Here is a 23,888-nt window from a genome sequence, read left to right on the forward strand (position 1 = left end):
ATGCCCCGGTTCTATTAAGCCGGGGCACTTCCTTTATACGCTTTCTTTTTTTGATAGGTCCAAGGACGTGAGGATTTGCTCTGATATCATTTCCTTTTTCAGTGCTTGATCCAGCACTTCTTTTACATGTGTAACGGGGATGATTTCGATATCCTTGATTTCCAATAGCAACGGCTGCATGTTATCGGCTGGGATGATCACTTTCTTTGCCCCGGCTAGCTTCGCGGCCTTGATTTTCGGTATGACTCCGCCAATCGGCTTGACTCCGCCATGGATGCTGATTTCCCCAGTCATTGCTATTGTGTGGTCAACAGGGATTTTATAAATGGCCGAGTATATGCCCGTTGCCATTGCAATCCCTGCAGAAGGTCCGTCGACGGGACTTCCGCCTGGGAAGTTGACGTGGATATCGAATTGATCGGCAGGCACCCCCATCGACCGGAGAACCGTGATCACGTTTTCGATCGAACCTTTCGCCATGCTCTTGCGGCGGATCGACTTGCCATTTCCACCGCCAATGCTCTCTTCCTCCACGATGCCGGTGATATTTATCGAGCCTTTCTCATTCGATGCAGCCATGACGGTAACTTCGATTTCCAGTAATGCCCCTGAGTTGGGACCATATACTGCAAGACCGTTGACTAGACCTATTTTCGAATTCGTTTCAATTTTCCGGTCCATGCGTTGAGTCAATTGACTGCTATGTGCCATCCAATCAATATCTTCTTCTCTTATGAAGCTCCTGTTTTCATTAATCGAGATCCCGGCAAGAGTCTGGATCATATTGACCGCTTCCCTGCCATTACGGGCATAATCGGAAATCGACTGCAATCCTTTTTCACTTATCGTGATCCCCACTTTATCGGAGGCATTCTTGGCCACTTTCATTATTTCTTCCCGGTCCAGCTCGCGGAAAAAAACCTCTATGCATCTTGAACGGATCGCAGGTGCAATTTCATTTGGCGTCCTCGTTGTCGCTCCAATCAAGCGAAAGTCGGCAGGAAGCCCATTCTTGAAAATATCATGGATATGAGTGGGAATATTTTGATTTTCCTCTTGGTAATAGGCACTTTCCAGAAAGACCTTCCGATCCTCCAAAACCTTTAAAAGTTTATTCATCTGGATGGGATGAAGCTCTCCTATTTCATCTATGAATAATACCCCGCCATGAGCATTGCTGACAGCGCCTTGCTTTGGCTGCGGAATGCCAGCCTGTCCCATCGCCCCGGCCCCTTGATAGATCGGGTCGTGAACCGAACCAATCAGCGGATCGGCAATCCCCCGCTCGTCGAATCTGGCTGTAGTCGCATCCAATTCCACGAAAACGGCTGAATTCTTAAAAGGTGACTTGCCATTTTTCTTAGCCTCTTCAAGTACAAGTCTGGCTGCTGCCGTTTTCCCAACCCCCGGAGGGCCGTAAACGATCACATGCTGGGGATTCGGTCCACATAATGCAGCTTTTAATGATTTAATCCCATCTTCCTGCCCGATGATTTCGGTGAATGTGCTTGGCCTTACCTTCTCCGCCAATGGTTCCGTTAATGAAATGGATCTCATCTTCCTTAATTGGTCCATTTCCTTTCGTGAATCTCGGTCAATCGAAACCTTTTGGGTCCGTTGGCCTTTCAATAAGTTCAAAAAATACAATCCAATAATAATCCCAAAAAACAGCTGAATAAACAACGCCAATCCTGTCCAATTCATTCTATTCCCTCCTGCACTCTCCTAGTTTGTCATTTCTGTTAGTATCTCCTTGGGAAGGGCGAAATTATCCAAGAAATCAACGTTGTAAATTTTTGGGGTTTTGGCAGGGGAAATTCCGTTTTTCCGTTCAGATTGAGGTTAGACTTTCATTGCCTAAAGTTTCGGTGAGTTTGTACAATGACCGTTTCATTGCACTGCAGGCGCTCCCTTTCCGCGGGCGGTCCTTGAGCCACCTCGGCTTTCAGCCTGCGGGTCTCAAGTGGACACGCATTTCCCGCAGGAGTCTCGCCGCCTTCCGTTTCATTCCACTTTACGTGAAAATGTATTTCGAATCCTGCCTAATCACAGGGTTGGAGGAGGGCATGGACATTGACCGTTGCTTTACTTTTCAGGCACTCGCTTATCCAGAGGAGGTCGGGGAAAATGGTGAGCTGCATTTTGGGTCTTTACTTGTTTAAACAGTTCTTCTACCGCACCTAGCCACCTAAACATCGGACAAGAGGATAAGATCACGCGTGCAATTTGCAAAAAAAAGGGTTTCGGAATGAAATCACTCCGAAACCCTTTCTCTATACAGCCAGGTTGTACTGGCGTCTTACTTTTTCACATTCATTAAGCGGATGTTTTCTTTTCTTGACCCTTGATGGTCGTGCCATCTTTAAGGACAAGCTTTGGAGATTCATTTTTGGAAATCGTGTTGCCCGTGATCACACATTTTGCAACATCATCACGTGAAGGCAGATCAAACATCACTTCTAGAATGATGCCTTCAATGATGGAACGCAATCCACGGGCACCCGTTTTACGCTCAATCGCTTTTTTGGCAATTTCACTTAACGCTTCCGGTTCGAATTCCAATTCGACATCATCAAGCTCAAGTAATTTTTGATATTGCTTAACAAGAGCATTTTTCGGTTGAGTCAGGATTTCAATCAAAGCGGCTTCATCCAATTGCTCAAGAGTCGCAATTACTGGCAGTCGTCCGATGAATTCCGGGATCAATCCGAAACGAAGCAAGTCTTCAGGAAGTACTTTGGAAAGCAATTCTTTTTCCGCAATATCATCCTTTTTCACATCAGAGCCAAATCCAATGACCTTTTGGCCAAGACGGCGTTTGATGATCGGTTCGATGCCATCGAATGCACCGCCACAAATGAACAGGATATTGGTCGTATCGATTTGAATGAATTCTTGATGCGGATGTTTACGTCCACCTTGAGGCGGCACGCTTGCAACGGTTCCTTCAAGAATTTTCAATAAAGCTTGTTGCACGCCTTCTCCAGATACGTCACGTGTAATCGAAGGGTTTTCCGATTTACGCGCAACTTTATCGATTTCATCAATATATATGATGCCTTTTTCCGCTTTTTCAACGTCATAATCGGCTGCTTGAATCAATTTAAGGAGGATATTTTCCACATCTTCCCCTACGTATCCAGCTTCCGTCAATGAAGTCGCATCAGCAATGGCAAAAGGAACATTCAATAGACGGGCCAATGTTTGTGCAAGAAGGGTTTTCCCGCTTCCTGTCGGTCCGATTAGGGCAATGTTACTTTTCGAAAGCTCGACATCGTCGACTTTGCTATTGGAATTGATACGCTTATAATGATTGTAAACCGCAACAGCCAAAGATTTCTTCGCCTGTTCTTGTCCAATCACGTATTCATCAAGAATTTCCCGGATTTCCATAGGTTTAGGTACATCTCTGAATTCCACTTCTTCATCAGTACCAAGTTCTTCCTCGACGATTTCCGTACAAAGCTCGATACACTCGTCACAAATATATACACCTGGACCAGCAACCAGTTTACGGACTTGTTCTTGTGTTTTTCCGCAAAAAGAACATTTCAGCTGTCCTTTTTCATCATTAAATTTAAACATGTACGTTCACCCCTTTAAATACTCTTCCAACTCTAGTACATAGCGGTACCCAATCTTAATTGAAAAAAAACTAGGCACACCTCTAGTTAAGCATTCCAAATCCCTAGTATGTTTTGCATTTTATCATGTTCTTGGAAGTTTAGTAACAAAAATGCTCACGCGTCCGAGTTGTTAAATAAGTACAATAATCAATCAATATGTATTTGCCCTTTACCAGTATGCCCAAAACTTTTGATTTTTAAAATTAGGATTCGCTGTATAAATATGTATATGCGGTATTAGAACTAATCTACACTGAAATCCAAAAAAAATCAATCAGGAAATAACCGATATTTGAAATTTCCACTAATTCTCAATATGTATAAAACAAGGCACGATTACTCGCGCCTTGTTTTTTTAAAAGAAAATATTAAAATCCGCTTACTTATAAAAATTATTTAGCGTCAACTGTTTTGCTGTTTTCTACCAAGAAGTCAATGGCTTTCTTAATTTTAAGATCGCCTTTGATGCCTTCCAAGTTTCCAAGAGCTTGTTTGATCGCATCAATTTCCATATTGTACATTGTAGCCATTTGTCCAAGCTCGGCTTCTACATCTTCATCAGTCGCTTCAAGCTTTTCAGCTTCAGCGATTGCTTCAAGAGTTAAGCTCGTACGAACTTGTCCTTCAGCTTCTTCTTTCATTTGCGCTTTCAAAGCTTCTTCATCTTGACCTGAGAATTGGTAGTAAAGTTCTAGATTAAGACCTTGAGATTGAATGCGTTGAGAGAATTCGTTCATCATGCGGTCCACTTCGTTGGAAATCATAGCTTCAGGAACGTCCATTTCTGCACCTTCAACAGCTTTGCCAATTACAGTGTTTTGAATGAAGTTTTCTTCTTCATGTTTTTTGTCATGCTCTAATTTATGTTTTGTTTTTTCTTTCAGTTCAGCCAACGTTTCCACTTCGTCGTCAACGTCTTTCGCGAACTCATCATCCAACTCAGGAAGTTGTTTTGTTTTGATTTCGTGAATTTTCACTTTGAATACAGCTGGTTTTCCTGCAAGTTCAGCAGCATGGTATTCTTCAGGGAAAGTAACTTCAATATCTTTTTCAGCGCCAGTTTCAAGACCAACAAGTTGCTCTTCGAATCCTGGGATGAAAGAATTAGAACCGATTTCCAATGAATGGTTTTCGCTAGCTCCGCCTTCGAATGCTTCACCATCAACGAATCCTTCAAAGTCAAGAACAACTGTATCGCCTTCGGCAACTTGTCCTTCTTCTTTCACGACAAGCTCAGCTTGACGCTCTTGTAAAGTTTTCAATTCGTTATCCACATCTTCGTCCGTTACTTCCGTGTTGAACTTTTCAACTTCAACACCTTTGTAATCTCCTAATTTAACTTCTGGCTTAACTGTTACAGTTGCAGTGAAAATTAGGTTTTCGCCTTTTTCCATTTTCTCGATGTCGATTTCTGGACGATCTACAGGCTGAATTCCAGCTTCTTCGACAGCATTTGCGTAAGCGTCCGGAAGAATGATATCAAGCGCATCTTGGTAAAGAGATTCTACGCCGAATTTTTTTTCGAACATTTGACGTGGCATTTTACCTTTACGGAAGCCAGGTACGTTTACTTGTTTCACTACTTTTTTGAAAGCTGCGTCTAAACCTTCGTTTACTTTTGCAGCGTCAACTTCGATTGTTAGTACGCCTTGATTACCTTCTTGTTTTTCCCATTTTACAGACATGTGTTTCCCTCCAAAAAATCTATATACTTCAATAATAAGCATTGGATGAATATGCTTTGCAAGTGTTAACAAGTCATCCCTCAAATATACCCAAAAAATCTTGGGTTTCGTCAAAATAAGACGAATTATACATTACAACCACTACATTATACCACAGGTTGATTCTGTTACAACAGCAATAGGTTAAATAATGGGATAAGAAATTTCCTCAATTTCTTTTAAATAGGAAAGAATATCGGCTACGGCATCCTCTTCTGCGAGGTAAAATCCTGCTATGCCCCTCGCGGAAACTTCACCAGTCATGTATTCCTCCGCCAAGGCATGGTAAGCGGCCGCCCAAGAAGGAATGCTCTCCTGTTCCGGTTCGAAGGGGTATAACAGGAAGGAATGCCGTTCGATTAAACTATGCACCATCTCGAACAAGCTTGGGTTATCTTGACTGATTCTTGCTTCCGTCAGGCTGGTGATCTTCTTATAGAAGTCCGTTTCCTTCAAGCTCTTCAATTCCGTCGGGAGGACCGACTTCGATTCATTGAATTTGCTAAGTCTCACTTGTTCGTTATATTCCTGGTCGGTCAGAATGTTCAGGAGCATCGTTTTAAAGAAGGGGTGCCCTTCGGATTGCAGAAATTGCTCGATTTGAGGGATAAACGGTCGGATATTGATATGCGTTAGTTTTGAAATGACCAAAAACATTTCATTATCCGTCTTGCCTTCAAAAAGCCCATCCTCTTGCAATTCCGCTGCAATCTGCTGAGTGTTCCTGTCTTCTTCCTCTTTTTTATCCTCAAGTGCCCGTTTACTGAACTGCAGCATCTTCTCGAATTGTTCCTCTTTGTCGAACGGAATTTGGTTCTCGTCAAACAGCAGCTCGATCGTCGTGACCATTTCCTGATGCTCGCCTAATTGCAGCAAAACCATCAAATAGATATTGATCAGTTGAAAATAGTCACCGATGCCTTTATTCAGCATCTCTTTGCACAATTCCTTTGACTCCTCATAAAACTCCAGCTCGACAAGCGAGACTACAAGCCCCATGCACACCTCATCATCTTCAGGTTCATACTCCCTCGCTTGGCTGAAAAGCTGGGCAGCAGCTTTGAAGTTTCGATTACCTAGCTCATCCAACCCTTTGGCGATCAGCCTTTCACCGAGTTTTGGAAAGGCGATAACCCTAGCTTCTCCGTCCTTTTTTCGGTTGTTCTCATTATCCATCCTATTTTCCGCCTCACCGTTCACTTTTTGAAAAACAGTTTAGCATGTAATAGAAGGAAACACAAAAATTTCCCCGGATCTTCACTTATATATGCTGATTTCCGTATTTCCAGTCATAAAAAATCCCGTTTTCTTTCCCAATGGGAATTGAAAACGGGAGATAATCCTTCTGCGCTTATATGGATACAGCTTTGGTTCGTGATTCATAGGCAGAAATCTCTTTGTCATATTGAAGCGTGATGGAAATTTCATCCCACCCCTTGACGAGCATTTCCTTCCAGTATGGATGAATGTCAAAGCTTGCCTCGAATCCTTGGTCGTCCTTCAAGGTTTGATTCGGAAGATCGATCGTCAGCTCATGGTCAGGCGCTGATGCAGCCCGCATCAAATGCCTGACTTCATCCGGCGTCAATGCGATCGGAACCATGCCATTTTTCATGCAATTACTTTTGAAAATATCTGCATACGACGGTGCGATGACGATATCGAAGCCGTAGTCTTTCAATGACCAAGGAGCATGCTCGCGCGAGGAACCGCAGCCGAAGTTTTCACCTGCTATTAAAATGGATGTGTTTTGATTATGGGGTTGATTCAATTCAAAATCAGGACGTTCTTTCCCGTTTTCATCAAAACGCCAGTTATAGAATAAAAATTCCCCAAAGCCGCTGCGCTCGATCCGTTTCAAAAACTGCTTAGGGATAATTTGATCGGTATCCACGTTTTTACGGTCAAGAACCGCCGCTCTTCCTTTATATAACGTAATGGGTTCCATTACTTGCACCTCCGATTAAAGTGTTAATGAATTTGTTCCGTCTTCTGAAAATTCCTGATATCGACAAATTTCCCATGAATGGCAGCCGCAGCAGCCATGGCAGGACTAACCAAGTGTGTCCTTGCACCTGCACCCTGGCGCCCTTCGAAGTTTCGGTTACTGGTCGAGGCACAATGCTCTCCGGCTGGCACGGCATCCGGATTCATGCTCAGACACATGCTGCAGCCTGACTCACGCCACTCAAAACCTGCAGATTTAAAGATTTCATCGAGCCCTTCATCCTCCGCTTGCCTTTTTACACTTTGCGAGCCCGGAACGACCATTGCCCTCACCCCTTGATGAACCTCGTGGCCGTCTATCATTTCTGCGGCCTGCCGCAAATCCTCAATGCGGGAATTCGTACAAGACCCTATGAAAACATGCTGAACCGGAATATCGGTGATCGCCATGCCTTCCTCAAGGCCCATATACTCAAGTGCACGATTCAATTCCTTCGGATCGATGGTATCCTCGGCAAAGGTCGGCACCTTGCCGTCCACACCACTGGCCATTCCCGGGTTAGTGCCCCAGCTTACCATTGGTGAAATGAGGCTGCCGTCGAGGATGATTTCTTGGTCATATACAGCATCTTCATCACTGGATAGTGACTGCCAATCCTGAACATATCGTTCGAATTCCTCCCCTTTCGGCATATATTTACGACCCTTCAAATAAGAAAAAGTCGTTTCATCAGGAGCAACCAGCCCTGCTCTTGCCCCGCCTTCGATGGACATATTGCAGACGGTCATTCGCTCCTCCATTGACATATCCCGGAAAACTTCCCCACAGTATTCAATGATATGCCCCGTGCCAAAATCGACACCGAATTTGGAGATGACATATAAAATGACATCTTTCGCCTTCACACCGTGTCCCAGCGTGCCATTAACTTCAAGCTTTAACGTTCTTGGTTTTGTTTGCCATAGCGTTTGCGTCGCTAATACATGCTCGACCTCACTTGTACCGATTCCAAATGCTATCGATCCGAACGCACCATGTGTAGAGGTATGACTGTCCCCGCAAACAATCGTCATTCCCGGCTGCGTCAGCCCCAATTCCGGGCCGATGACGTGAACGATCCCTTGTTCCGGACTATCCAAGTCAGCAAGGCGGATACCGAACTCCTTACAATTTTGGTCAAGTGCTTCCAGCTGTTTCCTGGCAATATCATCCTCGATGAAATAGCGATTGACGGTCGGAACATTATGATCCATGGTCGCAAAGGTACGGTCCGGCCTCCTGACGGTGCGTCCCTTTAATCTCAACCCTTCAAATGCTTGCGGCGAGGTCACCTCATGTATATATTGAAGGTCTATATACAATAGATCCGGTTTACCTTCCTCTTCATTTACAATATGCCGGTCCCATATTTTCTCTATTATCGACTTTCCCATCCGTATCCACCTCGATCAATCTTATATTTTTTTAAAAAACACGGCCTAATGTTAGGCCGTGAAGACGTTTATGCATAAGCACCCATGATATTGGAAATGGCTTCCTGGTCTAAAAGGCTGGCTTTAATTTCGGCAATCATCTCTGAAGTAGTGGTAATATCCCGTTGCCCATTTGCGATATCGCCTGTTCTCAAGCCGTATTCAAGCACCGTTTCCACAGCCTGCTCGACGGCATGTGCCTCATCCTCCAAACCGAAGGATAACCGCAGCATGGAAGCCGCCGATAAAATGGTCCCGATTGGATTGGCCAAGTTTTTGCCAGCAATATCCGGCGCAGAGCCATGAATCGGTTCATATAGATTAGGTCCTTCCGCAGATATCGAAGCCGAAGGAAGCATACCAAGCGAACCGGTCAATACAGACGCCTCATCACTTAAAATGTCACCAAACATATTCTCCGTTACGATAATATCGAATTGTTTCGGGTTTTTAATCAGCTGCATGGCCGCATTATCCACAAGCATATGCTCTAGCGTCACATCCGGATAATCTTTGGCGACTTCCTCGGCCGTTTCACGCCACATCCTGCTGGATTCAAGAACATTCGCTTTATCGACGGAGGTGACTTTTTTCTTGCGATTGGAAGCCATTGCAAACGCCAGTTCAATGATGCGCTTCATTTCGCTTTTCTGATAGAAAAGCGTATCGACGACCGCTTCCTTCCCGTCCCTTTCCACTCGTTCGCTTGGTTTTCCAAAATAAAGGCCACCGGTTAATTCCCTGACGATCACGAAATCCACATCTTCAATGAATTCCTTTTTAAGGGGAGAAGACTCCGACAAGCTGGAATAATAGCTGATTGGACGGATATTGGCATAAAGATTCAAATCTTTACGGATTTTCAGCAACCCCCGTTCCGGCCTTAGGTGTGCTGGCTGATCATCCCATTTCGGGCCTCCGACTGCCCCTAATAATACCGCATCGCTATTTTGGCAAATCTTCACAGTATCATCAGGCAATGGTGAACCTGTAAGATCGATGGCACCGCCGCCAATATCACCATATTGAAAGTCAAATTCGTGTCCGTATCTTTGGGCAACGGCTTCGAGGATTTCTACAGCGCCTCTAGTCACTTCCCTACCGATGCCGTCTCCCTGAAGCACCGCAATATTCCTTTTCATCGAAATCTCCCCTTCCTATTGTAATACTGCCTTTTCTTCCAGTTCCCTCATGATGATGACGCGGTTCACAGCGTTCAAATACGCTTTTGCGGATGCTTCCAGAACGTCCTGATCAAGCCCGCGCCCGCTCGTTTCCACACCGTTATAATCAATTTTGACAAAAACCTGAGCAAGGGCATCCATTCCTCCGCCCACCGATTGGATTCGGTAGTCTTGCAGGTTCACTTCACATCCCAAGCATCTCTCGAGAGTATTATAGAGGGCCTCGACACTTCCTGCGCCTGTGGCTGCCTCCTGAATTTCTTCATGATCGCCTTTTTTCAACGTTACCGTCGCTGTAGCTGTTTGATGTGTACCGTGAGAAATCTGCAAGGAAGTCAATTCATAAAAGCTGAGATCCGCCGCTTTCTCTTCAAGCACAAGTGCCACGATATCTTCATCCGTCATGGTCTTTTTATTATCCGCCAATTCCTTGAATTGAACGAATAACGAGTTCATCTCTTCATCCGTCACGGAAAAATTCAATTCTTGCAATCTCTCTTTGAAGGCATGACGTCCTGAATGTTTGCCTAATACGAGTGAATTGGAGGATACGCCGACAAGTTCAGGTGATATGATTTCGTATGTCGTTTTTTCTTTTAACATGCCATCCTGATGAATGCCCGACTCATGGGCGTATGCATTGGCACCGATTATCGCTTTATTGGCAGGAACCTGCATCCCCGTCAGGCGGCTGACCAAATCACTGGTCCGTTTGATTTCATTCAATACGAGGTCCGATTTTGCTTGATAGAAGTCTTTACGGATGTACAGTGCCATGGCCACTTCTTCCAGCGCAACGTTACCGGCACGTTCGCCTATGCCGTTGATCGTTCCTTCGACTTGTGTCGCCCCCCCTTCGATGGCGGCCAATGAATTGGCCGTTGCCATCCCCAGGTCGTCATGGCAGTGTGCCGATAAACTAACCTTATCAATAGAAGGAACATGTTCACGAAGGTATCTGAAAATGTTGCCGTATTCGATAGGAGCGGCATAACCTACCGTGTCAGGTATATTAATCACCTTGGCACCAGCTTGTATGACCGCTTCAACGATTTCCGCCAAGTAGTCCAGCTCCGTTCGACTCGCGTCTTCTGCGGACCACTGTACGATTGGAAAACGGGCCGCACCGTATTTGACCATCTCGACCGACTTCTCAATCACTTGCTGCTTCGTCATTTTCAACTTATATTCACGGTGTATCGGGGAAGTGGCGATGAACGTGTGCAGCCTTGGTTCCGCCCCGATTTTCAATGAATCCCAAGCTGCATCGATATCTCCTTTCACCGCACGCGCCAGCCCTGTGACAGAGCTGTTTTTAATTTTGCGTGCGATTTCCTGGACGGAGTTGAAATCCCCTTTGGATGCTGCCGGAAAACCGGCTTCGATAATATCGACACCCAATCTTTCAAGCTGATAAGCTATTTCAAGTTTTTCGGTGAAATTCAAGTTAACGCCAGCGGATTGCTCCCCATCTCGAAGCGTCGTTTCAAATATATTAATTTTTCGCAACGGCTACCACTTCTTTCTCTTTTTGTTGAGGTTTGACGAATGGCATCATCTTTCTTAATTCACGGCCGACAACTTCGATTTGATGTTGGTTTTCGCGGTTATTGATGGCATTGAAGACCGGACGATTCGCTTGGTTTTCCAAGATCCATCCTTTAGCAAACTCGCCGTCTTGGATATCTTTCAAGATCGCTTTCATGGCTTGTTTCGTCGTTTCCGTCACAACGCGTGGCCCGGAAACGAAATCCCCCCATTGAGCTGTGTCGGAGATCGAATAGCGCATGTTTTCCATCCCGCCTTCATACATAAGGTCGATGATCAATTTCAGTTCATGTAAACACTCGAAGTAGGCTACTTCCGGCTGGTATCCCGCTTCTGTCAGTGTTTCGAAGCCAGCTTTCACAAGCGATGTCAGTCCGCCGCAAAGGACAGCCTGCTCACCGAATAAATCCGTTTCCGTTTCTTCCTGGAATGTCGTTTCCAATCCGCCCGCTCTTAATGCGCCGATTGCCCTAGCGTACGCAAGCGCCAATTCCCTTGCTTCGCCCGTAACATTTTGATGGATGGCAAACAATGCCGGCACTCCTGCACCTTGTTCATATGTACGGCGAACTAAATGTCCAGGGCCTTTAGGCGCTACCAATAATACATCTACGTCTGCGGGCGGAACGATTTGATTGAAATGGACGTTGAATCCGTGTGCGAACATTAATGCTTGACCTGCACGCAATACCGGTTTGATTTCGTCTTGGTATACTTTAGGCTGGGTTTCATCCGGCAAAAGGTTCATGATTACATCTGCTTGTTCTGCCGCTTCTTTAACCGTATAAACATTGAATCCGTCTTCCACCGCTTTATCGAAGGACTTTCCTTTCCTGATTCCGATGATCACTTCAACGCCGCTGTCACGAAGGTTTTGTGCGTGTGCGTGCCCTTGAGAACCATATCCGATTACTGCCACCTTTTTATTGTTGAAAAAATTCTCGTTTGCTTCAGCGTTATAATATACTTTTGCCATAATGATTACATCTCCCTTTTCTTTTCATGTTTTGTAGTTTTTTTGTTTTTTGTTTTTTTGTTTTTTTGTTTTATACGATGGTTGCGCTTTTTGCATGTGCCAGCTGCATGCCCCGCGGGATGGCAGCTGTTCCTGTTCTTGCCAATTCCTTGATGCCATATGGCTTGATCAATTCAATGAAGGCACCGATTTTATCGGATTCCCCAGTGATTTGAACGGTCAGGCTATCTTTGCTGACATCGATTACGGACGCCCGAAACGGTTCGATCAATGCATAAATCTCGGCCCGGCTCTGTGTGGTCACCAATATTTTGATGAGTGCAAGCTCCCTTGCCACAATCGACTGATTCGTGATGTCAATCACTTTCAACACTTCGATTTGTTTGTTCAATTGCTTTGTGATTTGTTCGACGACTGCTGCGTCGTCAACATCGACCACGAAGGTCATTCTTGAAATGCCTTCCTGCTCGGATGGACCGACAGCCATGCTTTCAATGTTATAATTTCTTTTCGTGAACAGGTTCGTAATCCGATTCAGGACACCTGGCCGGTTGTTCACGGTGAGGCTAAGAATTCCCTTCATCATTAAACTCCTTCCATCTCATCAAGCCCTTTTCCTTGTGCCACCATCGGAAAAACATTTTCATTTTGCTTTACACGGAAATCAATCAGCACCGGACCATCAGTCGCTAACGCTGAATCCAGGCACGCGCTCGCTTCTTCCTCCGTCGTCACCTTGTACCCCTGAATTCCATATGCATCAGCCAGCTTCACGAAATCCGGATGTGACTGGAAAATGCTGTGTGAAAACCGGTTTTCATGAAAGAGTTCCTGCCACTGCCGAACCATTCCAAGCGCGCCATTGTTGACGATGATGATTTTGATCGGCAGCTTCCTTTCGGCAATGACCGAAAGCTCCTGAAGGCACATCTGGAATCCCCCATCCCCCGAAATGGAAAGCACCGTCGCTTTCGGATCGGCCAACTGTGCACCGAGAGCCGAAGGCAACCCAAAGCCCATCGTTCCCAGCCCCCCCGAGGTGACCCAAGAATTCGGTTTGTTGAACCGATAGTATTGCGCTGCCCACATTTGATGCTGTCCGACATCCGTCGTAACAATCGCTTCCCCATTTGTTTTTTCATGCAGCATCTGGATGACTCGCTGCGGTTTCAGCACACCCTCTTCATGGTCATAGCGCAACGGGAACTCTTCATTCCACTTTGTGAGCTGCACTGTCCATTCTTCAATTTCCGGCTTGCTGCCATTTTGGGCAATCAATTCCTTCAGCGCATCCTTTGCACTGCCTACTACCGGAATCTTCGTCGGCACGTTTTTACCGATTTCAGCTGGATCGATATCGATATGGGCTACCGCTGCATGCTGGGCGAACTTGGAAAGATTGCCTGTCAAGCGGTCATCGAACCTGGCCCCGATATTAATCAGTAAATCACATTTCGATAACGCCATATTGGCGGCAAAACAGCCATGCATACCGCCCATTCCGATGAAGAGCGGGTGATCGGCAGGAAAGCCTCCCAGACCCAATAAGGTGTGGACGACAGGAATGCCTTGCTGCTCGACATATTCCTTCAATAAATGGGATGCCTTTGCATGCAGGACCCCAGCACCTGCTAGGATGACCGGTCTTTTCGCTCCGCTTACGGCTTCGACAAGCTTTCTGATCTGCAGGTAATTCGGAACGGTTGTCGGCTGATAGCCCGGAAGGTCCATCTCCGGCTCCGTCTCCACCGATGGCGCTTCTACAATCGCCATATCTTTGGGTATATCGATCAATACGGGGCCAGGCCTTCCGCTTGAAGCGATATAAAAGGCTTCTTTTATGATGCGCGGGAGGTCTTCCGGTTTCCTTACCTGGTAGTTATGCTTGGTGATCGGGGTAGTGATCCCCAAAACATCGGCCTCCTGAAATGCATCTGTCCCAATCACACTGGTTGAGACCTGGCCGGAAATAACGACAAGCGGCAAGGAGTCAATCATGGCATCCGCCAAACCGGTAACAATATTCGTTGCACCTGGGCCTGAGGTGACGATGACCACGCCCGGCTTGCCGGTAATCCTGGCATAACCTTCAGCCGCATGGATGGCGCCTTGTTCATGTCTTGTCAAAATATGAAATAGCCCCGAGCTATAAAGCTTGTCATAAATCGGCAATACGGAACCGCCAGGATAACCAAAGATCACTTCGACATTTTCCTTCTTCAATGCATTCAACAAGAACTCGGCACCACTATAATGCATCTTTACACTTTTCCGATCAGCTACAACTGATTTTTGTGTCATTACGTAAAAACCTCCTTCGCTTTCTCATCTTTTAAAAATTCTGAATTTTCAGCTTTTTGAGCATACAAAAAAGCCTTCCCACCCCAAATGTACTTGCCTTGGCAAGTTAAAGGGGTGAAAAGGCTTGATGAGCCACTCCACGGTACCACCCTTTTTCGCATGGAATTCCATGCGCACTTCGAACAGCCTATAGCCATTCTCTGTTTTGGTAACGGGTACTGGTACGCACCCGTTCAGCTCTACTAGTCTGACGTTCAAGCTGAAACTCCAAGGTGAGTTCATCTTTCGGGACAATACCGGTTCTCAGCAACCCGGCTCTCTGTGAATGCCTTGTAAAAAGACTACTTATCCTCTTCAATGCTTTTCGCATTATTCAATATTTTTAAGGAATGCTTATGTGTGATGTCTTGTATTTGTGATTATCTTACGCGTATTTCAGAAGGTAGTCAACAGGTTTTTGAGAATTTTTTGATAATTCCAAATTAAAAGATTTGTTGTATACGCTTACATCCCCATCACTGCCACATTCTATAAAAATGTCAATTGAATGATTAATTTTCAAGAAGGTGGGGATTGCACTCAAACATGAATGCTAAAAAAATCTTCCCCGTTTACATGTCTCCTTCAACCAGATAGGTGACAAACCGTATATTTCGCCGTCAGCCTCCTATGTGTCCATCATTTCTAGATACAAGACTCGGCCTCCAGCCTCCTTGGAGATCTCTTACGGAAAGCCCGCCTGACATTTCAAGGTGCGGAATATCGCGGAACAGGGAAAAATCCCCGCCCCAAACAAAACCTAGCGATTTCGCAATGCCCCCTACTCTTGTCCATTTTTCTTCCTCAGTCCATAATGCGCTCCTGCCGTCATCGCCGACGATGACGAAATCAACGGCCAGTCCATAATTATGCAGCGATTGACCCGCTTTGGCATAGGTCACGATCGGCTTTGATTTATTCGTCCTTCCTTGCCCATACAATCGGGCTTGTTCGGCAAAACTGCGATGGCCGAGTGTTATTCGAATCATGATCCCTTCTTCATATGCTGATTTCACCACCTCCAGCATCGACTCTTTCACGACCGGGTTCATTCCGCTTCCCATACATTCGGCTGCACTATCCAAAAGGGTCTGTAGTTTAATTGCCATAATGCCACCTCCCCTATATTTAATGCATGCAAAACCGTTCGCGGAAAGGCGCTTTATGACAAAGTATGGATGAAGACACTTTTGAGTGATGATTCACCAACCGGAACACGCTGTATATGCCCTAAAAAGGCGAAAGGGCCGGACCCGGAAAGGTTCCGAATAAATCCAGCCCTCCCAGGTCCAGCCCTTTCATTCATTTAGCCCAAACATCCTCGTAATCCGGATGTTTTTCAAACTGTTGTTGAACGAAGGAACATACCGGAACAATTTTCAGGTTTTCCTCACGTGCAAGTGCAACTACTTTTTCAAGAAGGGCATTTCCTATCTTCTGACCGCGAAGCTTGTCAGACACGACAGTATGGTCGACGGTCATTTCATGAACACCTGATTTAAAGAATGTAATTTCTGCTAGCCTTTCGCCATTTTCTTCAACAAAAAAAGAATTCTCTCCTTTTTGGATATCCACCATATGGATGACCTCCTTTTAGATCTCTTTTATCATATCTCACAAAATCGAAATTAAACAAATCATGAGTCATGTTCAAGACAACACTCATCCTATTCCACTGATCTTAACCCATAAACCATTGCTGCAAAATGGCTGGCACCTACATAGCATGTCAAGTTTTCTACCAAGGTTATTAAAAACGGGCTGCTGACACGATGCTGCAGATTGCTAATTCCAGGTAGCACGAAGCCATACAACGCAACGAATATGCATCACTCAGCATCCCCGATTATTAGCAGCTTGATTACATGAAGTTTTTCGTTCATCCAACTCCAATGGAAGAAATCTTCCCATTATTATGTAATAATCTATAAATAATGGAAAGAACTAAAAAACTGCCCTATAATGAGAGGGCAGATTGGGAAGCTTTCATAAAAAGGAAAAATATAAAACGATCATTGATAGCAGAATGACCATGAATATAGCAATAAGTATGACGTTCGCGCTGGAGGACTGGAAGGTCCCATCATGTATTTGCCGCCTCTTCTGCAGATAGGCGGACGTTGCCAGCACTGTAATGATAAGACCAAGAGCACACGCGAACATGCCGAGTACAATACTGATCAAGTCAATCCGTGCATCACGATGAACACCAATCGTAAAATGCAGGCTCGTCGTGAGAAAACCAACCCCAACAATCGCGATCACCGTTCTTATCCAAGCTAAAAAGGTTCGTTCATTAGCGAGGTGCTGCTGGGCATATTTCAATTGATTTTTATCCATGTCATCATTATGATTCATCCATTTGACTCCATCCAATCCTTTTATGTACTTTCCCCGTTTTTCCACATCATCCATCATTTTTTAAGGAGAGAAAAAGCCCTGATCATCGAGCCTATGAACATCAGTCCAGCACCGCCAAGCAATAAATAAATACAACGGGTTTTATCAATAACATTCAAAGGATAAAGCAAGGCACACAGTGCAATGATCGTCCCTATCCCCGTCATGGTCCATCCTAGTTTTTTCATTTGCAGCTCCTATAATAAATTATTTAGTGAAAGTTTTCTACGAAAACGATACACTCCTCACCACTAGCTTAAACCATTTAAAAACCAACAACAAGTAGGCCTTCAAATTATACAAAAAAAGAACCATAACCGGCTCCCAGTCGAAGATGTACCGATCTATTGCACATCTCCATCTATACATATATTTCACCAGGGTAATATGATAAGGCTGTTTCCGCATCCTTTGTTGCTAATCGCGAAGCAATGCGGTGTTGTTGATTTCTTCTCCAATGCCCAGCATGGCAGAAGGCGGGCGGTGAGCTTCCTCGTAAGTGAACGGTCTCACCTGTCGCGCCGCTCCCGCAGGAGTCTCGCAATCTGCTCCAATCAACCTTCATTAGTTTCGTTTTAATAACAACAATTTTACGAAAGAGCCAATGATAAAGAACCCTCCAATAGCCAGGATCCTTTATCAAGTCAGGCCCGTTAAACGAAATAAGGGTATAGAAACTCTTCCAATCCTTTATAGTCCGTTGGCTTTCTCCTTGTTATAGCCTCGTTCCCCATAAGGCTGCACCTTCTCCAGCCACGCTTCTTCAAGTTTTTGCAGTTCCCTTTTGGTATCAAAAAACCCTGTTTCCTTCGGCTTTAATACCTCTAGCACCTCAAAGACAAAAGCATCTTTTCCATAATGATTCCACTCTTCTTGCAGCGCTTTATTGGTACTGGTTCCCATAGATAATTCAAATTGTTTACCTTTCAATGTCTTCAGGTTTCTTGTGCTCGCGATAAACACCTTATGATTATGCTGATTTTTTATTTGATAAATTCCCGCTTCCACTTTCGTTTCTTTAAATAATTGCTTCAATTCTTTTTTACGATCCATATTCCTTACGCCCCCATTCATTTCTTCAGCCAATATTGGCTCCCATCAGGCTTCCGATCCAAGAATCCATATTCTATTAAATATCTTCGCAAAAGAACATGATCATGATAGACGGTTGCTAATATTCGATTGATTTCTTTTTCCTCGTATTTCCGCTCATTTTCAAAGCGATTCGTGATTTCCTGCAGGATGAGCAGCCTTTGTTTTTCCTTAGGCGGGAAAGACTTCAAGGCATCCTTGCTACCGTTAGGGAAAAACTTCTTTATAGCCGCCGCCTTTTCATTCTCTGTAACGTTATAACGGTCATCGACCATCCTTGCTTTTTGATGGAGTGGAACGAATGCCGGCGCATGTTCATCTCTCTCTTTCAAAAGTTCCATCATCGCTAAAAAAAGTTTGGCTTGACGCTCCTTCTCCTTCAGAACAAAGCGATGGTTGCGAATTGTCGAAGCACTGCCAATACCCATTTCCTTTTGAACCTCGGCATCGTTCTTCCCTTGGTAAAAAAGACGAAGCAAACGATTTTGATGGTCTGTGAGACCCGTAAGTTTTTTATCAAGATCCATCAAGTATTCAAATACGGACACATGCTCACGTTCAATATGAATTCGCATATAACGCTTCGCTTCATAAAGAACCCCTTCCTCTGGGTATACGATTCCCTTTTGAATCGCATGACCGCACAACAAACATGTATATTGCTCCTCATCCTCGATATACCCTTGTTTAAGTTCATCCTGAGATGCACTCCAAAACATTACAGCGTTTTCCAAAATAACAAACACTTCCTCTTTTTGTTTACTATATATTAAACATAATATTAATTAGTTTGAAATATGTCAATGTTTTTTCCTTGCGATCGCCTCTGGAAAGCTATGTGCCTGCAGTGCAATGAAACGGTCAATGTCCAATACATCAAACCAGCAGGCAATCGGGATTCAACTTTAGTCTTCATGCAATGCGGAGTGAACGGATAAATTACAATTCCCAAGTCTGTAGATGTAGGCAAATGGAAACTCCATCTTCTTTTTCACGCAAAGTGGCAAGAAACGGTCAAGTATCAAAACCCAAAAAAACCTGTAGACAAACTCCACTATCATTCGAGTTTGTCTACAGGTTGGAGCATATGAAACATTAAAGGAAAAGCTAATCCGTTAAAGCTCTTAACGAATTAGCTAGGCACAAACTTCAGTATTCCCTCCAGATAAATTCCTTGCTCCTTGCGTGTGCATTCCCTCAGCTTGATTCTACCTTCGTTCTCTAACTCCTTGGCTAATTGGGCCACTTTAGTTCCATCTTCGGCTATCTCGACTGAAAAGAAATTACCCCGAGTGGAAGTTTGAATGAACTTGAACAAACGATCTTTATTCATTTAAACAACTCCTTATCCATAACAAGTTCGACATAAAAAGCAATCCACCTGCGATATTTTGAAATAAAATACTTCTTACCTGCCTGTGAATATCCGCCGCCCTCGATGGGAAGATTTTAGTTTCAATAAAAAATAAAACATTTTTGTTTTTTTATAAATTACCCGATACAAAAATCAGCATATAGTCCCGTTTATTCACTATTTTTTTCATTATTCATGGATAAACTACAGACTTTTTACTTGTTTTTGTTTGAAATTTATCAGAATATTATATATACTTTAGGTGGTTGCAGCCAAAATAACCTTTAATTGGAAGGAGAATTGCATTGAGAAAAAGCAAATTAGTATTAACAGGGCTTTTATCATTAGGCATTCTAGGGTATGCAGGAACGGAAACACAAGCTCAGGAGGTACGAAGCTTCTCTGGCTATAATGTTACTTATTCTGGAGCTGAAAAATTTGCACCATATTCGTTGAGAAAATCAAACACTAGAGGTGTTGTTAATCTATCAAACGATTCTGGTTCTGCTTGGATTACAGCAACTATGAAAAACTCTGATGGTGTATACAGAGGTGGAACGACTGTCCAAAGAGGAAAGCGGGCCACATTTTCAGCTGTAAATTGCAAAGTAGGGTATAAGTACAAATTAGGGCTAAGAAAAACCAATAATACCGGTGGAGGGAAAGTGACGATAAAAGGTTCTTGGTCTGCAAGTGGCGGTTAAACGTTAATGGAATGTAAAGTGTTGTCCGGGATTTCATTCTTGGGCAACACCCTTTAAATAATTAAAGCTAGTAGAAACAGCGGAGGAAATTCAATGTTACTCAGTAAATTTAAAATCAGAAGCAGATATATGGCGTTAGCATTTTTTTTGTTGTTTGGCGGATTGACCCTTTCCTGGGTGTTTGCTAGTCATTATTTTGAAATCATGACTATGGATTATAACGCACCTGATTTAGCAGGGACTAAAGAAGAAATCAGACAAATTGCTATCGCCTCCATTTCAAATTGGGAAGTATTTGTTGATTCATCGATGTTTCACATCATCAACTTCATTCCCGTTTTATTCATATTACCTACGCTTGGATTATTCACAGAAAAGAGAAGTTTATACGTTCTCGGAAGACATCGGTTTCCATTAATAAAGAAGGCTGTTTATAGAGATGTCATACAATATACATTGTTATCAACGTTTACTGTTGTATCAACCTATTTATTGTATTATTCGATCGGGGCAATCTTTGTTTATCGCAGTCTTGATGATATAGGAGGATTCGCTTCAATTTTACCTCACAATTTTTATAGCAGCCATCCTTACCTCTTCTTTGTTTTCATGGTATGTACAATTTATTTATGTTTAGCATTCGTGTTCAGTTTGTTAGCGTGTGCATTGGTTCTTTTATTAAATCGAGAGTATAAAGTCCTTGTATCGGTATTAATCATCTATTTTTTGTACGGAAAACTAGGTGTTTACACTCAAAGTGTTTGGTTTGACATTTTCGCAAGCTTTACCGCTTTCAACACCATGTATTCCACATTGGAAGCATTTCTACCATTGGTTCTATTATTTATCATTTCGATACTATTACTGGTAGTGGGTGTAAACAAGACAGTTAAAAATCCTGAAAGTTAAAGGTCTAAAAAAGTGGCGATAAAAAACTATCCAATATTATTACTAACCGTTATGATCACTTCCATTTCATTAGCTTTTATTAACTATATCCAAGGCTATCAACATATCATCATCTATATGAATGACTATAATGAATCGTTACCAGCTGAAGCGATCCTTGATCGGATCTTTGTTAATAAAGCCTTTAACCAGATTGAACATATGGAAGGAAATAGCGTTCTCCATTTCATCAGTCCATATACGTTTTATGCAGCGTCGATTTTTTGGGGTTCCATTTCTTTCCTCATGATCAAGAAAGCCTATCATCCATTTGTTTTTTCCCGAATCAACCTGCAACGAGAGGCTTTAAGAATAATCAGGGGTCGATACATCCTTCCTGTAACGTTATTTGTATTTATATACGTCAGTTCCATTTTTACGTTCGTTTTTGTTCATGGTGCACTGGAATTTGAGTATCCAGCTTCAATCATAAGACAATTTTTATTTTTTGGCATCGCAAGCATTCTCATTTCCTTAGGACTTTCATCAATCTTGTTTTACCTCTATTTGAAATTCCAAGAAACGATGGCATTATTGACTGTGTTCATACTCATTTCCGTATTATTCATCATGGATCTGCAACTAAAGACGTTCAGCATTGTATTTATTAGTGGAGATGCTTATTTTGTTGGTGGGATGATTGCCGGAATATGCTTAATGATTCTTTCCCACTTTTTACTACGGAACTTGAAATATAAAATTGCATAGGGGCCTTAATATGATTAAAGTACAGAATATTAACAAGAGCATAAAACATCACACCATTCTAACTAATATTTCCTTATCTATTAATTCAGGTATTTGTGTGGGCTTTGTAGGGCCAAACGGATCAGGCAAAACGATGTTGTTAAAAGCGATTTGTGGATTTACGGCAATTAATGATGGCGAGATTTGGGTGGAAGGCAAACGAATCCTTTTCAGTAAGAAATATATTGACAATGCCGGCATCATCATTGAACAGCCCCCATTCATAAACTACTTAACTGGCATGGAGAATTTGTCCATCTTAGCAAATATACAAAAAAAGATTACAAAAGAAGATATCGTTCAAACCTTAAAAAAGGTGGGTCTAGCTCAGGCAAAAGACAAAAAAGTGAAGGAATATTCCTTGGGCATGAAACAACGTTTAAGGATAGCACAAGCCATTATGGAGAACCCGAATATATTAGTTTTGGATGAACCTTTCAATGGATTGGATAAGAAATCCGTTATTGAGATCCAAGAGCTGTTATTGGATTACAAGAAGAACGGAGTCACGATTCTACTAACAAGCCATGATGATAGGCAAATAAATTATCTTTGTGACATAGTCTATGAATTGAATGGGGGCGAGCTCGTTGAATAAAAAATATGCTTGTCTTATCTTGGGCATACTCTTACTAACAGCATGCTCTCCATATGGAATTACTGGAAATCCAGAAGATGCTAGTGATACCGAATCCACTCCTGAAGAAATAACTGCCATGGAAAATCCTCCAACTTTTTCAATAACAGTGGAGGAATTTGAAAAAGAGATAGTAAACAATGATAATCAAAGGCTCCTGATCAAAACAGAGTCAGGTTTCAATACAAAAGATAATAAGATCCAGCTTACTTATGATTTAACAGATGAAAAGAAAAAACTAGCCGACCTTTTTTTATTCGTTGAGGAATCTAAAGAAGACTTCCCCACTATTGAAAAGAAATTTACGGCTGTTTTAGAAGTGATTTTTCAATCTTTGGACGTATCCTATGATATAAGCGAATTAAAAGCTAATTTAAAAGGAAATGATTTCCTCGGTATGGATACGGACGATGTTTCCGTATCGATAACAAATAATAGTACAAATATTCAATTGGCTATCATTCCGAAATAGCGACATGTACGCCTGAAAGGGCTTAAGCTTATTTTGCGTCAACTGCACTATTATTTATGGTGAAAAATGCATATAATATTTCCGACCCGGAACTTTTCTAAAGACATTTCTAAACAAATAAAAAATCACCCTGGAATGTTGACCAACCAACATTCCAGGGTGATTTTTCTAGTTAGTGTCCCAGGAGAGATTCGAACTCCCGACCGACGCCTTAGAAGGGCGTTGCTCTATCCAGCTGAGCTACTGAGACATGATGCTGTCCCTTATCAGCCAAACAACAGGCATATCAAAGGGTTACAAGAATTAAAACTTTCACTGTAAGACTACACTATAAATAGTAGGGTTTAGAACAATTCCCTAACAAAGTTCTATTACCATGTATCAGAATACCCTAAAGCTTTAAAGTTTTCAAGTACTTATGTATAATATGTTTGCTTTATTTATCACATACACATTTCATAAAATACTAGTTACTAATTCCGATAGCTCCAGAAGACTATGGGGCATGAAAAGCGTAGCACTTTAAGTCTTTCAAGAGCCTAAATAGGCATGATTTTAGCTCGCAGTTTCCTCCACGCATCGGTTGTGCAGTTTCTTATCGTTTAAAGAATGATTTAGAGAAAGAAAACGAGTGGTTTTGTACTTTCTTACGCAGGCGAACATTTATAGACGGAGACACCCTCTCAAAAATTATTGTAAGGACTTAACTAAAAGTT

The 23,888-nt window shown here is 43.0% G+C and carries 23 protein-coding genes, 1 tRNA gene and 1 other annotated feature; of the genes, 5 read left to right on the forward strand and 19 right to left on the reverse strand.

What is annotated here, in order from left to right:
• Positions 1-33: 33 nt before the first annotated feature.
• The 18 genes from lonB to MHI53_RS17180 all read right to left on the reverse strand — a co-directional run bounded on the left by lonB (position 34) and on the right by MHI53_RS17180 (position 19,643).
• Positions 34-1,704, reverse strand: a complete 1,671-nt coding sequence (lonB, locus tag MHI53_RS17095; RefSeq protein ID WP_061143502.1) for an ATP-dependent protease LonB — start codon at positions 1,702-1,704, stop codon at positions 34-36.
• Between the two features lie 612 nt (positions 1,705-2,316).
• On the reverse strand, positions 2,317-3,585 hold the full coding sequence (gene clpX, locus MHI53_RS17100; protein ID WP_061143503.1) for an ATP-dependent protease ATP-binding subunit ClpX: 1,269 nt from the start codon (positions 3,583-3,585) through the stop codon (positions 2,317-2,319).
• 433 nt (positions 3,586-4,018) lie between these two features.
• Positions 4,019-5,311: a trigger factor gene (gene tig / locus MHI53_RS17105; RefSeq protein ID WP_061143504.1), complete on the reverse strand. Its 1,293-nt coding sequence runs from the start codon at positions 5,309-5,311 to the stop codon at positions 4,019-4,021.
• 183 nt (positions 5,312-5,494) lie between these two features.
• A complete protein-coding gene (locus tag MHI53_RS17110) occupies positions 5,495-6,526 on the reverse strand; it encodes a tetratricopeptide repeat protein (protein ID WP_340371808.1) in 1,032 nt (343 codons plus the stop codon).
• A 175-nt stretch (positions 6,527-6,701) separates the two neighbouring features.
• Positions 6,702-7,298: a 3-isopropylmalate dehydratase small subunit gene (leuD, locus tag MHI53_RS17115; RefSeq protein WP_061143506.1), complete on the reverse strand. Its 597-nt coding sequence runs from the start codon at positions 7,296-7,298 to the stop codon at positions 6,702-6,704.
• A 23-nt stretch (positions 7,299-7,321) separates the two neighbouring features.
• Positions 7,322-8,731 carry a 3-isopropylmalate dehydratase large subunit gene (gene leuC / locus MHI53_RS17120; protein WP_061143507.1) on the reverse strand — a complete coding sequence of 470 codons (1,410 nt, stop codon included), beginning with the start codon at positions 8,729-8,731 and terminating at the stop codon, positions 7,322-7,324.
• A 68-nt stretch (positions 8,732-8,799) separates the two neighbouring features.
• Positions 8,800-9,912: a 3-isopropylmalate dehydrogenase gene (gene leuB / locus MHI53_RS17125; RefSeq protein WP_061143508.1), complete on the reverse strand. Its 1,113-nt coding sequence runs from the start codon at positions 9,910-9,912 to the stop codon at positions 8,800-8,802.
• Between the two features lie 15 nt (positions 9,913-9,927).
• Complete coding sequence (locus MHI53_RS17130; protein WP_061143509.1) at positions 9,928-11,463, reverse strand: 2-isopropylmalate synthase; 1,536 nt, start codon at positions 11,461-11,463, stop codon at positions 9,928-9,930.
• Positions 11,450-12,478: a ketol-acid reductoisomerase gene (gene ilvC, locus MHI53_RS17135; RefSeq protein ID WP_061143510.1), complete on the reverse strand. Its 1,029-nt coding sequence runs from the start codon at positions 12,476-12,478 to the stop codon at positions 11,450-11,452. The genes MHI53_RS17130 and ilvC overlap by 14 nt, the downstream gene beginning before the upstream one ends.
• A 70-nt stretch (positions 12,479-12,548) precedes the next feature.
• On the reverse strand, positions 12,549-13,061 hold the full coding sequence (ilvN, locus tag MHI53_RS17140) for an acetolactate synthase small subunit (protein WP_061143511.1): 513 nt from the start codon (positions 13,059-13,061) through the stop codon (positions 12,549-12,551).
• Positions 13,062-13,063: 2 nt separating this feature from the next.
• The gene (gene ilvB, locus MHI53_RS17145; RefSeq protein WP_061143512.1) at positions 13,064-14,779 is read right to left on the reverse strand and encodes an acetolactate synthase large subunit; all 1,716 of its coding nucleotides are present in this window, start codon (positions 14,777-14,779) and stop codon (positions 13,064-13,066) included.
• Between the two features lie 107 nt (positions 14,780-14,886).
• Positions 14,887-15,146, reverse strand: a binding site (T-box leader).
• A 292-nt stretch (positions 15,147-15,438) separates the two neighbouring features.
• Complete coding sequence (locus MHI53_RS17150) at positions 15,439-15,927, reverse strand: M15 family metallopeptidase (protein WP_061143513.1); 489 nt, start codon at positions 15,925-15,927, stop codon at positions 15,439-15,441.
• A gap of 193 nt (positions 15,928-16,120) precedes the next feature.
• On the reverse strand, positions 16,121-16,396 hold the full coding sequence (locus MHI53_RS17155) for a GNAT family N-acetyltransferase (RefSeq protein ID WP_061143514.1): 276 nt from the start codon (positions 16,394-16,396) through the stop codon (positions 16,121-16,123).
• A 408-nt stretch (positions 16,397-16,804) separates the two neighbouring features.
• Positions 16,805-17,176, reverse strand: coding sequence for a DUF202 domain-containing protein (locus MHI53_RS17160; RefSeq protein WP_061143530.1), 372 nt, complete (start codon positions 17,174-17,176; stop codon positions 16,805-16,807).
• Between the two features lie 56 nt (positions 17,177-17,232).
• Positions 17,233-17,406: a hypothetical protein gene (locus tag MHI53_RS17165; protein WP_185113125.1), complete on the reverse strand. Its 174-nt coding sequence runs from the start codon at positions 17,404-17,406 to the stop codon at positions 17,233-17,235.
• Between the two features lie 502 nt (positions 17,407-17,908).
• Positions 17,909-18,271: a GIY-YIG nuclease family protein gene (locus tag MHI53_RS17170; RefSeq protein ID WP_061143531.1), complete on the reverse strand. Its 363-nt coding sequence runs from the start codon at positions 18,269-18,271 to the stop codon at positions 17,909-17,911.
• A gap of 17 nt (positions 18,272-18,288) precedes the next feature.
• Positions 18,289-19,044, reverse strand: a complete 756-nt coding sequence (locus MHI53_RS17175; protein WP_061143515.1) for a DUF2087 domain-containing protein — start codon at positions 19,042-19,044, stop codon at positions 18,289-18,291.
• Positions 19,045-19,442: 398 nt separating this feature from the next.
• Entirely contained in the window at positions 19,443-19,643 is a 201-nt protein-coding gene (locus MHI53_RS17180) for a hypothetical protein (RefSeq protein WP_061143516.1), read from the reverse strand.
• A gap of 326 nt (positions 19,644-19,969) precedes the next feature.
• Here MHI53_RS17180 and MHI53_RS17185 point away from each other — a divergent pair, with 326 nt between their 5' ends.
• The 5 genes from MHI53_RS17185 to MHI53_RS17205 all read left to right on the forward strand — a co-directional run bounded on the left by MHI53_RS17185 (position 19,970) and on the right by MHI53_RS17205 (position 23,172).
• Positions 19,970-20,368, forward strand: a complete 399-nt coding sequence (locus MHI53_RS17185) for a hypothetical protein (RefSeq protein WP_061143517.1) — start codon at positions 19,970-19,972, stop codon at positions 20,366-20,368.
• Positions 20,369-20,461: 93 nt separating this feature from the next.
• Entirely contained in the window at positions 20,462-21,277 is an 816-nt protein-coding gene (locus MHI53_RS17190; protein WP_340371809.1) for a hypothetical protein, read from the forward strand.
• A 12-nt stretch (positions 21,278-21,289) separates the two neighbouring features.
• Complete coding sequence (locus MHI53_RS17195) at positions 21,290-22,024, forward strand: hypothetical protein (protein ID WP_061143519.1); 735 nt, start codon at positions 21,290-21,292, stop codon at positions 22,022-22,024.
• A 10-nt stretch (positions 22,025-22,034) separates the two neighbouring features.
• Positions 22,035-22,661 carry an ATP-binding cassette domain-containing protein gene (locus MHI53_RS17200; protein WP_061143520.1) on the forward strand — a complete coding sequence of 209 codons (627 nt, stop codon included), beginning with the start codon at positions 22,035-22,037 and terminating at the stop codon, positions 22,659-22,661.
• Positions 22,654-23,172: a hypothetical protein gene (locus MHI53_RS17205; RefSeq protein WP_061143521.1), complete on the forward strand. Its 519-nt coding sequence runs from the start codon at positions 22,654-22,656 to the stop codon at positions 23,170-23,172. Before MHI53_RS17200 ends, MHI53_RS17205 begins: the two co-directional genes overlap by 8 nt.
• Before the next feature lie 176 nt (positions 23,173-23,348).
• On the opposite strand, the gene MHI53_RS17210 is transcribed toward MHI53_RS17205, so the two are convergent.
• Positions 23,349-23,422: transfer RNA gene (locus MHI53_RS17210), tRNA-Arg, on the reverse strand.
• Between the last annotated feature and the right edge of the window lie 466 nt (positions 23,423-23,888).

The sequence above is a fragment of the Peribacillus sp. FSL E2-0218 genome (assembly GCF_037992945.1).
Taxonomy (GTDB): Bacteria; Bacillota; Bacilli; order Bacillales; family DSM-1321; genus Peribacillus; species Peribacillus simplex_B.